This is a genomic window from Marinobacterium nitratireducens, assembly GCF_014645375.1.
Taxonomy (GTDB): domain Bacteria; phylum Pseudomonadota; class Gammaproteobacteria; order Pseudomonadales; family Balneatricaceae; genus Marinobacterium_A; species Marinobacterium_A nitratireducens.
The window spans coordinates 1-12,471 of the sequence record NZ_BMLT01000001.1 but is presented as its reverse complement, the minus strand read 5'-3'; the positions used below and the strand labels follow the sequence as shown (position 1 = coordinate 12,471).

General features: G+C 62.0%; 12 protein-coding genes. 4 read left to right on the top strand and 8 right to left on the bottom strand.

Annotated elements, in window-relative coordinates:
• Positions 1 to 2: 2 nt before the first annotated feature.
• On the bottom strand, positions 3 to 887 hold the full coding sequence (locus tag IEX85_RS00065) for a LysR substrate-binding domain-containing protein (protein ID WP_188857189.1): 885 nt from the start codon (positions 885 to 887) through the stop codon (positions 3 to 5).
• Between the two features lie 125 nt (positions 888 to 1,012).
• On the opposite strand from IEX85_RS00065, the gene phnW reads away from it, so the two are divergent.
• Positions 1,013 to 2,161 carry a 2-aminoethylphosphonate--pyruvate transaminase gene (phnW, locus tag IEX85_RS00060; protein WP_188857188.1) on the top strand — a complete coding sequence of 383 codons (1,149 nt, stop codon included), beginning with the start codon at positions 1,013 to 1,015 and terminating at the stop codon, positions 2,159 to 2,161.
• A gap of 74 nt (positions 2,162 to 2,235) precedes the next feature.
• Here the strand turns inward: phnW and IEX85_RS00055 are convergent, their stop codons facing one another.
• Both IEX85_RS00055 and trmH read right to left on the bottom strand, forming a co-directional pair.
• Positions 2,236 to 3,063, bottom strand: a complete 828-nt coding sequence (locus IEX85_RS00055; protein ID WP_188857186.1) for an ion transporter — start codon at positions 3,061 to 3,063, stop codon at positions 2,236 to 2,238.
• An 87-nt stretch (positions 3,064 to 3,150) separates the two neighbouring features.
• Complete coding sequence (gene trmH, locus IEX85_RS00050; RefSeq protein ID WP_188857184.1) at positions 3,151 to 3,870, bottom strand: tRNA (guanosine(18)-2'-O)-methyltransferase TrmH; 720 nt, start codon at positions 3,868 to 3,870, stop codon at positions 3,151 to 3,153.
• A 146-nt stretch (positions 3,871 to 4,016) separates the two neighbouring features.
• Here trmH and IEX85_RS00045 point away from each other — a divergent pair, with 146 nt between their 5' ends.
• Positions 4,017 to 4,877: a prephenate dehydratase gene (locus IEX85_RS00045; protein ID WP_188857183.1), complete on the top strand. Its 861-nt coding sequence runs from the start codon at positions 4,017 to 4,019 to the stop codon at positions 4,875 to 4,877.
• Between the two features lie 292 nt (positions 4,878 to 5,169).
• Here IEX85_RS00045 and IEX85_RS00040 read toward each other — a convergent pair whose 3' ends face one another.
• The 3 genes from IEX85_RS00040 to tmpA are packed head-to-tail and all read right to left on the bottom strand — an operon-like array spanning position 5,170 to position 7,567.
• Complete coding sequence (locus IEX85_RS00040; RefSeq protein ID WP_188857182.1) at positions 5,170 to 5,838, bottom strand: ureidoglycolate lyase; 669 nt, start codon at positions 5,836 to 5,838, stop codon at positions 5,170 to 5,172.
• Positions 5,835 to 6,425: a (R)-1-hydroxy-2-trimethylaminoethylphosphonate oxygenase gene (gene tmpB / locus IEX85_RS00035; RefSeq protein WP_188857181.1), complete on the bottom strand. Its 591-nt coding sequence runs from the start codon at positions 6,423 to 6,425 to the stop codon at positions 5,835 to 5,837. Before tmpB ends, IEX85_RS00040 begins: the two co-directional genes overlap by 4 nt.
• Positions 6,422 to 7,567, bottom strand: a complete 1,146-nt coding sequence (tmpA, locus tag IEX85_RS00030; protein ID WP_188857180.1) for a 2-trimethylaminoethylphosphonate dioxygenase — start codon at positions 7,565 to 7,567, stop codon at positions 6,422 to 6,424. The genes tmpB and tmpA overlap by 4 nt, the downstream gene beginning before the upstream one ends.
• Before the next feature lie 91 nt (positions 7,568 to 7,658).
• Between tmpA and IEX85_RS00025 the strand changes: the two genes are divergently transcribed.
• Entirely contained in the window at positions 7,659 to 8,543 is an 885-nt protein-coding gene (locus IEX85_RS00025; RefSeq protein WP_229721717.1) for a LysR family transcriptional regulator, read from the top strand.
• 46 nt (positions 8,544 to 8,589) lie between these two features.
• Here IEX85_RS00025 and IEX85_RS00020 read toward each other — a convergent pair whose 3' ends face one another.
• Positions 8,590 to 9,435, bottom strand: coding sequence for a MurR/RpiR family transcriptional regulator (locus IEX85_RS00020; protein ID WP_188857178.1), 846 nt, complete (start codon positions 9,433 to 9,435; stop codon positions 8,590 to 8,592).
• A gap of 203 nt (positions 9,436 to 9,638) precedes the next feature.
• Entirely contained in the window at positions 9,639 to 11,042 is a 1,404-nt protein-coding gene (locus tag IEX85_RS00015) for a YfcC family protein (RefSeq protein ID WP_229721716.1), read from the bottom strand.
• A gap of 700 nt (positions 11,043 to 11,742) precedes the next feature.
• Between IEX85_RS00015 and IEX85_RS00010 the strand changes: the two genes are divergently transcribed.
• On the top strand, positions 11,743 to 12,261 hold the full coding sequence (locus IEX85_RS00010; RefSeq protein WP_188857176.1) for an ureidoglycolate lyase: 519 nt from the start codon (positions 11,743 to 11,745) through the stop codon (positions 12,259 to 12,261).
• Positions 12,262 to 12,471 lie beyond the last annotated feature (210 nt).

Genomic DNA, 12,471 nt, shown 5'->3' with positions numbered 1-12,471 from the left:
TATCACAAGCCTCCGGCCGGAGCATTCACCCGCGTCTCGACGAGCTCGAAAAAGGCACGCACCGCCGGCATGGGATAGGCCTCCCGCAGGCACACGAAGTACTCGGTCAGGTTGAGCGCTGCATCCCGTATTCTGATGGGATGAAGGCGGCTGTCGTTACCTACCTCGCTGTCGGAGATAAGGCCGATGCCGAGGCCCGCCGCGACCGCCTCGCGCACGCCTTCTCGACTGCCGATTTCCAGTATCGTGCCGGCGCGGATGTCGTGCCGGCGCATCGCCTGTTCGAAAATTGCCCGGGTATTGGATCCCTTTTCCCGCAAGATCAGCCTGCGCTCGTTGAGCTCCTCGAAATGGATGCTGCTGCGTCGCGCCCACTCGTGGCCGCGCGGCACCAGGATGACGATCTGGTCCTTGCGGTACGCCAGCGCATGCAGCCGGCTGTCGTCGATGGATTCCGGCATCAGGCCGATATCGGCGCGCAGCTCGTACAGGTCCTGCAGTACGCGCTCGCTGTTGCCGAACTGTACCGTCAGCTCGATGCCGGGGTAGCGGCGGTAGAAGTCACCCAGCAGCGGCACCACCAGGTAGGGACTGTCCGCGGTCACGCTGATCTTGCCGGTCACCAGGCCCTGGGCGCGTGACAGCAGCTGCTCCGCTTCCGCCTCGAGGTAGGACTGGCGACGCGTGATCTCCAGCAGCGCACGGCCGAGCCCGGTGAGCACCACGCCACGCCCTTGTCGCCGGAACAGCTTGACGCCGTAACGCTCCTCGAGCGATTTGACGTGATCGGACAGTGTCGGCTGGGTCACATGCAGCATTTCCGCCGCCTTGGTGTAACTGCCCTGGCTGGCGACGGCGTGAAAGGCCCGGAGCTGCGCGTAATTCATCGAAAGTTCCTATGACAAGAATACGAAATATCGATTTGTTCGACGTCTCAGAAGTTATTACAAATATTCCCGAAGCGCAAAACCGATCCGCCGGCCCGCCGGCACCAACTTCCGAGGGTGAAAACATGACGCCGATCGCACTACCCGAAAGCCCCTACCTGCTGCTGACGCCCGGCCCGCTGACCACCACCGCCAGCGTCAAGCGCAGGATGATGACCGATGCCTGCACCTGGGACGACGACTACAACAACGTCGTGCAGCAGGTCCGCGCCCGCCTAGTGGAACTCGCCACGTCCGCCCCCGGCTACACCTCGGTGCTGATGCAGGGCAGCGGCACCGCCAGCGTCGAATCGGTCATCGGCTCGGTGATCCCGGAAGACGGCAAGCTGGCGGTTGTCGCCAACGGCGTCTACGGCCGGCGCATTGCCCAGATCGCGCAGTACCTTCGCATTCCCCACCACCTGATCGACGCCGGTGAAACAGCGTCCGCGGATCTGGTGGCATTGCAGCGCCTGCTGGCCGAGGATCCCGCCATCACCCACGTCGCCGTTGTGCACTGCGAAACCACCACCGGGATGCTCAATCCGATCGAGCAGGTGGGCCGGATTGCCAGGGCCGCCGGCAAGGTCTTCATCGTCGATGCCATGAGCAGCTTCGGCGGCATCGAGATGGACATCGACGCACTGCAGATCGATTTCCTGATCAGCAGCGCCAACAAATGCATCCAGGGCGTGCCGGGCTTCGGTTTCGTTATCGCCCGTCGCGAGCGCATGGCGGAGATCGGGGGCCGTGCCCGTTCGCTGAGCCTCGATCTGCATGACCAGTGGGCATGCATGGAAGACAACAACGGCAAGTGGCGCTTCACCTCGCCGACGCACGTGGTACGCGCCTTTGCCCAGGCACTGAACGAACTGGATGAGGAAGGCGGGATCGCGGCTCGCGCCGCGCGTTACCGCGACAACCACCGGACCCTGGTCGAGGGCATGCGCCGACTGGGCTTCAGGACCCTGCTGGACGACGCCCGGATGTCCCCGATCATCACCTCCTTCTACAGCCCGGAGTCCCCGGACTACAGCTTCAAGCGCTTCTACGCGCTGCTCAAGGCCCGCGGCTTTGTCATCTATCCGGGCAAGGTGTCGGACGCCGATTGCTTCCGCATCGGCAATATCGGCGATATCCAGCCGGCCGACATGGCACGCCTGATCGAGGCGATTGGCGAGTCCTGTTACTGGAGCGAGACGGTGACGGAGACGCCGGCGCAGGTCAGCGCCTGAGCGGTCAGTTGCGGGACGACGCACGGCCCGGCCGCCCGGGCCGGGGCACCGCGTGCAGAGGGCGTTGTGGCGTATTAGCCGCGCTTGGCCAGCAACGTCTCCATGCGATCGAGCTGCTCGCGCAGCTGACGCACGTCGTCACGCAGACCATGCAGCTCGGCGGCCTCCCCTTCGCCGCTCTCGAGTTCCATCTGCACGCTTTCCTTCTGCATGACGTCGAGCACGATACCGATCATCATGTTGAGGAACACGAAGGCGTTGAGGAAGATAAAGCTGATGAAATAGATCCAGGCGTAAGGAAAGTGCTCCATTGCCGGGTACAGCACCGCGGTGGCCCAGCTTTCGAAGGTCGCGACCTGGAACAGCGTCAGCATCGACACCGCGATATTGCCCCAGAGCTTCTCGTCGACGCCGTGGAACAAAAAGCTGCCGACAGCACCATAGATGTAGAAGATGATAAACATCAGCAAGGCGACGTAGCCCATACGCGGAATCGCCTTGAACAGGGCCGTGACCAGCAGCCGCAGCTCAGGAATCATCGACACCAGTCGCAGCACGCGGAAGATCCGCAAAAGGCGCGCCAGCAGCACCATTTCACCTTCCTGCAGCGGCACCAGGCTGGCCACCACGATCACGAAATCGAAGACGTTCCAGCCCTTTTTGAAGAAGTCCAGAAAGCGACGTTCGGCCGCCATGCGAATCAGAATCTCGACCAGGAAAAACGCCGTCACGGCCATGTCGGCGATCAGCAGCGCCTGCTCGAAGCGATTGGTTTCCTCATAGGTCTTGGCGCCGATCAGCAGTGCCGAAATGACGATTATGGCGATAACGACGGCTTCGAACGCCTTGTTGGCGCGCAGCCGCTCGAAACGATCCTGCAGGGTGGAAATGGCTTGGCTCATGGAAGACTCGACTGACAGTGAAACGCCGCCACATCGGGCGGTCCGGACAGATCGCGATTATCGCCGATCCCTGTGACGCTGCAAAGGTTACAGCCATTCATCGTTGGGCCAGACTTGCGCCGGCGCGGTGCCGTCACGCACCGAGGCATACCAGCCCGGGGCGTCGATTATTTCGCCGTCGTCGCCGAGCGGCGGATAGGCGAGTCCCCGCTGGCGGCAGAAACGGGCAACCTCCCGCTGCCCCCACTCGAAAAGGGTGCGACGGATCTCGTCCCGCGGCAGGCGCGGCTGGTCGTAGAACCCGGCCTGCAGGCGCTGGTGCTGCGCTTCGACCAGGATGATCCCGGCGGCGGTGGACACATTGAACGAACTCACCATACCCATCATCGGAATGCTTACGTGCTCGTCCGCGAGCTCCGCCGCCCGCGTGCTGATGCCCTGTTTCTCAGCCCCCATCAGCAGCGCACAGGGGATACGGTAATCGACCTCGCGGTAGTCCCGGGCGCGATCGGAAAAGTGGGCGGCGTAGACCTTCATGCCCTGCCCCCGCGCCGTCGCGACCGCATGCTCCACATCCTCGTGGACATGGCGCCGCACCCAGCGATCACTGCCAAGCGCGGTACCGCTGTAGTCCCGATAGCCCTCTTTTGGCGCCACTATATGCATCCGGGCAATCCCCACGGCGTCGCAGTTGCGCACCAGCGCGGCGATGTTCCGGGACTTGTGGACCTGCTCGGCGATCAGCGTCAGGTCGGGCTGGCGACGGTTGAGGGTCGCCAGCAAGCGGGCCTTGCGTTGCGGGGTCATGGTTGGCTTTTTCTGATCAGCGAAAGCGCGACCTTACCAAAGTGCAGCGATTTGTCTACCGCGGTCCGGTATGCCGCCGCCGGGGGCTGTGCCATAATATTCGCCCATTTCGTCAATCAGCTATTCCAAGGTTGGACATCGTCATCATGAGCAACAAGATCATCGCATTTCAGGGTCACAAGGGTGCTTACTCGCATCTGTCCTGCGTCCGGGTTCATCCGGAGATGGAGGCCTTTCCGTGCGAGACCTTTAGTGAAGCGATGTTCATGGTCGTGCGGGGCGACGCCAGCGTGGCGATGATTCCGCTGGAAAACTCCACCGCCGGCCGCGTCGAGGAAATTTACCGGCTGATGCCGAAAACCGAACTGCATATCATCGGCGAGCACTTCGAGCCGGTGAACCACTGCCTGCTCGGCATCCCAGGCAGCAAACTCGACGATATCCGTTACGTCGCATCCCACCCCCAGGCGCTGGCGCAGTGCGACGGCCATATCAAGGAACTCGGTATCGAGCCGATCGCCAGTCTCGATACCGCAGGCTCCGCCGCCGAACTGGCGCAGAGCCCCGACAGGGCCCGCGCCGCCATCGCCTCCAGCCTCGCCGCCGAGCTCTACGGGCTCGATATTCTGCGCGAGAACTTCCAGGACAAAAGCGGCAACACCACCCGCTTTCTGATTCTGTCGAAGGACAGCCACGTACCGACCTTCGACCCCGCGATCACCTACATGACCTCGATCATGTTCGAGGTGCGCAACCTGCCTGCGGCGCTCTACAAGGCGCTCGGCGGCTTCGCCACCAACGGCGTCAACGCGGTGAAACTCGAAAGCTACATGGCCTCCGACACCATGCAGGCGACCAGCTTCCACCTCGACGTCGAGGGCCATCCGGAACAGCGCTCGATGCAGTACGCGCTGCAGGAACTGGGCTTTTTCGCCAAGAATGTGCGTATCATGGGTACCTACCCTGCCCACCCGTTCCGCTACAGAAAAGACACCCTTGTCGAGTAAACCCATCAAGCGGAACGGTATACGGGCAGCATCCAGAGCCCGCCCACCCGATTGCAGGAGCGGCGTATTGTGGCCCCGCCCCACGGCGAATATGGCCGGCACAGGGCAGCGATTGACACCGGGGCGGCGGGCCTACAGCTGGCCTGTCCCGGTTCGCTTTTGTAGGAGCTCGCTCCGCGAGCGAATGGCACGGGGTTGGCCCAGAGGACTGGGCTCCTATGGCTGGCACCCCCGGGTCAATATCGCAGGAGCCGCGTACCCAAACTTACGGGCACTTCCCCGCCACGAAGAGTTACAGGCCCCTGACTTTCTCCTCAACCAATGGACAGGACAGGTAAACGCCGTATTCCTTGCCGATATCGGCGCTGACGCGGGCGTGAACACGACCCTGGCGGTCCAGAAAGCGCTGCTCGTCCTCGACCGGGAAGATACCTTCGTGCCAGACGCCGGCGTGGATATAGAGCCCGCGGCTGCCGTCGCACCAGAATGCCACCACCTTCTCCGGCTTCAGGTCGTCGCCCGGCAGCGCCACCGGCACGATGAATGGCTTGCGGTCCAGCGGATAGAACAGCTGACCACCGTCCGGGTGATAGTTCATGTGCCACAGCAGCACCTGATTACGCGGTGAGGTCTGCCGCCGCGTCTGTGCAATTTGCGGGTCGGCCGACCAGCCGAGCACGTAATGACCGGATACCGCCTCGTTTTCCCCGTACAGCACGTCGCCCTTCCACTCGCCGCGGAAAATCCCCTCGACCCAGCCGCCTTCGTCGCCGGTGCCCTCGTCCACCGGACGCCAGCCCTGCTGAGGCCAGCGGGTGATTTCGATCTCGAAGCTGTCCGGATCGTCGACCAGGCAACCGTAGCCCTTGACCGAACTGTCCGTGGCCCGGATCAGCGGCACCTCGTGCCAGGGCAGTGAAGGCTTGGTATCGGCGTCAAAGATGTATTGCGGCTGGTTCATCGGTGTTCTCCAGAGTGCAAGTTGACAAATTGCTGGACCAGTGGCGCGAAGTGCGCAAAATCGGGCGTCGTCATTTTCGGGTCCTTGCCGGCTTCGTCGAGGTAGCGGACCTGGATAATCGCCTCGAGATGGGGCAAGCGCTCGAATTCGGCAACCTCTTCATCGCTCATCGGGCCGCCCTGTAGCTTCAGCGAATGCACCGAAGCCTCGGACAGGCGCGAGAAATACTCGGGTCGGGTCGCGCAGAGATAACGCTTCGCAGCGACGTGGTAGCGAACGCAGTCAAGGATCACCCGGGGGAAAAAGTCCGATAGCAAGCGCGCACCCAGCTGTTCGTGATAGCGGTCCCGGGTGTCCGACATCGCGAAGGTGCCGAACTCCGGGGCAAAGTGGCCGATATCGTGCAACAGCGCGCCGACAACAACCTCATCGGCCATGCCCTGCTCCTGCGCGATGGTTGCGCCCTGCAGCATGTGCTGGGGCATCGTCACCTGCTCGCCCAGGTAGGCATCGTGACTGCGATCGAAAATACCGCTGATAAAGGCGACGATATTGGCAGACGTCAAAGCAGCTGGTTCGGTTTTCATGCCGCTCCCTCCAGCGCCAGTTTTTCCTCCAGCGCCGCAAGCCGCGACAACATTGCGTCCTTGTCGGCGTAGCAGCCCTGGAACCTGCGCAGGCCGGCGCCGGAAAACGCGGTCCGGGCATGCATCACGCGGGTGTTGTCGACGACGAAGCACTCACCCGGCTCCAGGCGAAAGCTGACCGCCATCGCCGGGTCGTCGACGATTTCACCGAGGCGCCGATAGGCCGCATAGTAGGCCTCCATCCGGTCGTAGGGCACATCGGTGATGGCGGCGGCGGATCGATTGTTGAAACGCACCGCGATCAGACGCCCGTCGGGATCCAGTTCGATCATCGGCCGGCGGGCACGCAGAATGACACCATCCTCGCCCCGGTATTCGAACCGGGCGCAGCAGCGGGACAGCAGCTCGAAGCCCTCCGGCGACTCCTCGCGCAATCGCAACGCCGCACGGAAGCCGTCGACCACGAGGCTGTCACCGCCGTCCGCGGAGTTCTCCAGGCAATAAAGCACCTGAAGCGTCGGCACCGGGTCCCGGTAGGGGTTGTCGGTATGCGCCTGCAGTCCCAGGCTGGTGTAGGCCAGGCTGGTCGGATTGACCTCGCTGCGAACCTCGAAATGGCGACCATAGTTGGTCTCGCGCACGTATCCGAACAGATCCACCACCCGAAACAGGGACCGATCTTCTACCGGCCCCTTCTCCAGCCTGGCAACGCCGAAACGCGCCAGCTGGCCGAGCCAGACGCGCAGCGCTTGCGGATTGGCCGCCACGCCCGCAAAGTCCGCGCTGGGCACCAGGCCCGCCATTGCCGAGTCCCAGGTCTCCAGCTCCGGCCCCAGCCATCCCGGCGCCCGGGAATGGTCACGGTCATAGGCATGGGCCAGCAGCCAGTCGATGTCGTAATCGACCTGTTTGGCCTCCGGTGCGAACATCAGCGACAGCACCCGGCCCTTGATACTTGCCGCAAGGATGCGGGTGTACGCCGGGATATCCTGCAGGGTGATCAGCCGCTGGCCGTTGCCGGGACAGCGGGTGTCGACATCCTGGGCGTTATCACGCAGCCACACGGCATGGAAGCGGGTCGTGCTGCCGCCCAGCTGAAGCGACAGCGAGCGCCCCTGTTCGAGTATTGAAACGCTGGACATGAGATCCTCGTGGAATCGAATAAAAGAGATGCCATTTTTCGCCGCAGCCTCCATCATTACAAATTAGACTTTTGCCAACTGAGACTCCGTTTTGCTAATACCTCGCTCATCACTGGACAATCTTCCGCTGGAGTGGGTCCGCGCCTTCGAGGCCGCCGGACGCACCGGCAGCTTTTCCGCCGCGGCTCAGGAAACCGGACTGACCCAGTCCGCGATCAGCCAGCGCATCGGCAACCTCGAACGCAGGCTCGGCACCCAGCTGTTCCTGCGGGGCGCCCGGGGCGTGGTACTGACTGTCGACGGCGAGACCTGGCTGCCCTATGTCAGCAGCGCGCTGCGCACGCTGCAGCAAAGTTCGGAACAGCTTTTCGGCATGAAGCGCAACCAGCTGGTGCTATCGGCAAGTGCTACGGTCATCGAACTCTGGATCACGCAGCGGCTGTCGCAGCTGGCGGCGGCCGACAGCACCCAGTACACCTTCAGAACGATGGTACTCTCGGCCGATGCCGCGCTGCAGGAGGACGTGCTGCGGGTACGCTATGGTACCGGGGACTGGGCCTACCGGTTCAAGGCACCGCTGTACCAGGAAAGGATCGCCCCGGTGGCGTCGAAGACGCTGGCGCAAAGCGGCACTGACTGGCGTGAACTGCCGCGCATTGCCGTTTCGGGTCCGCGCGCCGGGTGGCAGGAATGGGTGCGGCAAACCGGTGATCCGGCAACACCGGTGCCCCGCTACCGTTTCGACTCGCTCTGCGCGGCGCTGGCGGCCGCGAGAAAAGGGCTGGGGGTGGTACTGGCATCGTTGCCGCTGTGCGCGGATGACCTGGCTCAGGGATGCCTGGTCAGACTTGGCGAGGAAGAGATGCTAACCCCGGATACCTACTGGCTGCTGGCACCGGACGGCGTGATCGGCGCCGGACAGTGGCGCGCCCTGAAGCAGGCGCTTACGGCGCCCACCGATACGGTGAAAGGATGAGCAACCGGTCTTCGGCCGCTGCCCGCTGCCGTATCCGCTTGCAGGATCAGTCCGGACACCTGAAGACATCGCGCAGTCGCTCGGCCTTGCTCAGCCGGTCCGATGCGGCTCGACCCAGCCGGTCCGATACCGAGGCGCAGATATAATTGAGCAGGCTGAAAGCGGCGATATAGGAGTCGAACAGCGAGGTACTCCTGACCACGCAGCGCAGAGTCCAGTTGGCAAGTCCGGAGGTCTTGTCTTCGGACTGATCGGTGACGTAAAGCACCCCCGCGCCTACCTCCTGGGCATACTTCATCAGCTTGTAGATGACCTCCTTGCGGCGGCGAAAGCCCACCACTACCAGCAGGTCGCCCTCGGTGAGGCCGGACAGGTCTTTTTCTATCGCCTGTCCCGGGCGTGGCAGTATCTCGACACCGGGCCGCAGCTGCACCAGTTGCTGACGCAGATACATGGCCGGCATATAGCTGTTGCCGTAACCGATGACCCAGATATTGCGTGCCTTTTCGATACAACCGGTGATCTCGCGGACCGTGTCTTCGTTAAGGCTCTCGAAGCTGCGCAACAGATTCTGCATCTCGCAGTCGACATGCTGCTTTATCTCGCTCTGGAAGTCGCCGGAGTGGTGATCGAAGGTATTCAGATAGCGCGGCGAGCCCTCGGCCTTGGCGTCGCGCGCCTGCTTGCGTATCTCGCGAAAATCCTTGTAGCCCAGCCGCTTGATCAGTCGGGTCGCGGCGGCGTTGGAGGTATTGGCGCGCTCGACCAGCTCGGAGATGGAATGGGTTGCCAGATCGCCGGGGAAATCGATGATGATGTCCGCCAGCAACCGCTCGCTGCGTGGCAGCTCCTCGTAGATTTCCCGCAACCGGTCCTCGATTGGCAACTTCATCCTGCCCTCCTCTTCCGTTGACCGAAAATTAATTTTCAGTCAACTGTAACAGAGTCCTGCCGCCTAAACGACCGATCCCCGCACCCTTGCGGGGTGCGGGGACAGGGATCAGCAGGGCCGGCATGCCCAAAGGGCACTTCCCCGCCGCGAAGGGAAAAGCACGGTCCCGGATTCGCGGCAGAAAGCGGCCAGCAGCGATAGGCTCAGCCCACCCACTGGGTCGCCTGGGCATAGATCAGGAAGCACATGGCGATACCGACCCAAATCGCGAACAGCGGCAGGAAGAACTTCACCCACTTGTTCCAGGATACGCCGGCCAGCGCCAGGGTAGCCATGAAGTAGCCCGAGGTCGGGTACAGAATGTTACCCAGGCCGTCACCCAACTGGTAAGCCAGGACCGACGTCTGACGGGTTACGCCAACCAGATCGGACAGCGGTGCCATGATCGGCATGGTGACCAGCGCCTGGCCGCTGCCGGACGGAACAACGAAGTTGAAGCCGAGCTGCGAAAAGAACATGCCGATCGCCGAGAGCATCGCCGGGAAGCCACCCACCAGGTTGCCCAGGCCGTAAACCAGGGTATCCATGATCTGGCCCTCTTCCAGCACCACCGCCACGGCGCGGGCGATACCGCAGATCATGGCGCCGACCAGCACATCCCGAAAGCCTTCATTGAAGCCCTCGCAGATATCGGCGGTCTTGAGACCGGCGATGAGGCCAACCACCACGCCCATGATCACGAACAGGCCTGCCATTTCCAGCATGAACCAGCCCTGGGTCAGTACGCCCCAGACCAGCAGCCCGAAGAAACCGAAAGTCGCGACAGCCGCAAGCTTCTGCCGGGAGGTCGCAGTCAGCGCACCTTCCTCCGCATTATGCACATAGCGCTGGCGCTTATCCGCTTCCTTGGCGTCGCCGTTCATCAGGCTCAGCTCGGGGTTGCGTCGCACCATCAGCGCGTAGCGCATAACGTACACGACGCCGACAATCAGGATGCAGGCGAATGCCAGCGCACGCAGCCCCAGACCGGAGAACACCTCGAGGCCGGCCAGCTGCTGACCCAGGCCCGTATTGATGGGATTGAGCACGCCCGCGGTGAAGCCCGCGGTCGTGGCACAGAGCGCGGTCGCCGCGGCGGTTACCGAATCGAAGCGCAGCGCGATCATCAGCGGCAAAATCACCGGAACGTAAACAAGTGCCAGCTCCTGGGTGCCGATCAGCGTCGCTATCACCGCAAAGGTCACCATCAGCACCGGAACCACCAGGATGCTGTTGTTGGCGAAGCGCCGCGTCAGCTTGTCGACGCCGATTTCAATGATGCCGGTCCGCCGCAGCACCATGAACATGCCGCCGATGATGAAGGTAAAGAACACCACCACTCCGGCATCGATCAGACCCTTGGGCACCGCAAGCATGAAGTCGACCAGGCCGACCGGGGTGGATTCGATGATCCTGAAGGACTCGGGATCGATAGTGACGCGACCGTTGGGCCCCGGGACCCGATCATAAACGCCGGCCGGCACGAAGTAGGTCAGCACCGCCGCGATGGCGCTGAAGACGAACAGGATGGCGTAGATATGCGGCATCTCGAAGCCTTTCTTTTTCACGGCCGTCTCCTTCGAGCTGGGCGCGTTATCGCCCCACTGATTCACAGTATCGGTATTGCAGTTGGCGTCTGCCATTTTCTCTACCTCAATTCGAGTTCTTATTGTTTTCCCCTGGAACGCGAAGACCTGTCGTCCCTCGGTCCGGCGCTGCCTCTGACACCGGCCGCGGATTCGATTTCGGCCGTGTCGGTACTCTCTGACCCGATGCGACCGCTTCGCTGTTCACGGCCACCGGGTGCCCCTATCTGCAGGCGGGACTCCCAGGACCTCAACCAGATGATATTTCTTTTTCAGTTATTTTCAAGATAAAAATTCCTTTTCATTTTGTATTCAAAACAAGCAATAAAATGACACAATATTGGGTTCATTCAAGTAATTTTTTGTATACATTTGTAACCATATTTCGCTGACAGAGGTCCCTCTCGACTCGACCGCCCGTTGAAGGACCCTTGCCGGCCTGACCAGGTAGCTCTGGACCGCCGCAAACCCCAAACCGATTTTTTATTTTCACTTAAACATTTTTTGATAATTTAATATTGCCTCGAGCCCTGGATCGTCATAGACTCGATTTCAATCAAGGGTTACGAACGCCGGGTGAAGGACACGCCTGAAACAACAACAACAGCAATGCAGGTGAGGCGCCGACTCGCTCGACACAGAGCAGCGGTATCGCCCGAACACCTGCTGGAGGACCCGCAGCATGAACCGAGAGCTTAAGATCGAACCCCTGTCCCGCGATGGCTTCAGCGCCTTCGGTGACGTGATCGAGATGGAAGGCAGCCGCCATTTTCCGATCAATAACGGGGCTACAGAGCGTTTTCACGACACCGCGCGGGTGTTCGCACAGGCCACCGAAGGCTACGCCTCCATCAGTCTGGCGCGCTCCCAGCCACTGCCGTCGCCCTTGCGCATTCGCATGCTCGAGCGCCATCCACTGGGTAGCCAGGCCTTTATCCCGCAGGATCAGCGCCCGTTCGTGGTGGTGGTGGCGCCGGCCGGCGAGCAGATAGACGCGGGCTCCATCCGGGCGTTCGTCAGCAACGGGCGTCAGGGCGTGAACTACCACCCCGGCGTCTGGCATCACTCGCTGCTGGCATTGTCGGCGGACCAGGACTTCGTCCTCGTTGACCTGATCACCGCCGAATCCAACTGCGACGAATACTGGTTCGACGATGAGCGCCAGCTGACGCTGGATTACGCAGGCCTGCTGCAGGCCTGACGCCGAAAAAAGCGGCAACAACATTCGAAAACGACAACAAGAAAGCCAAGGGACATGCTGTTTTTCCTTTGACGACAGACCAGGAATCCAAGAGGTAGAGGTTACAAATGGCCAGAATGAGAGCAATAGAAGCCGCGGTTGAAGTTATGAAGCGCGAAGGCATCGATACCGCCTTCGGCCTGCCGGGCGCGGCGATCAACCCGATGTACG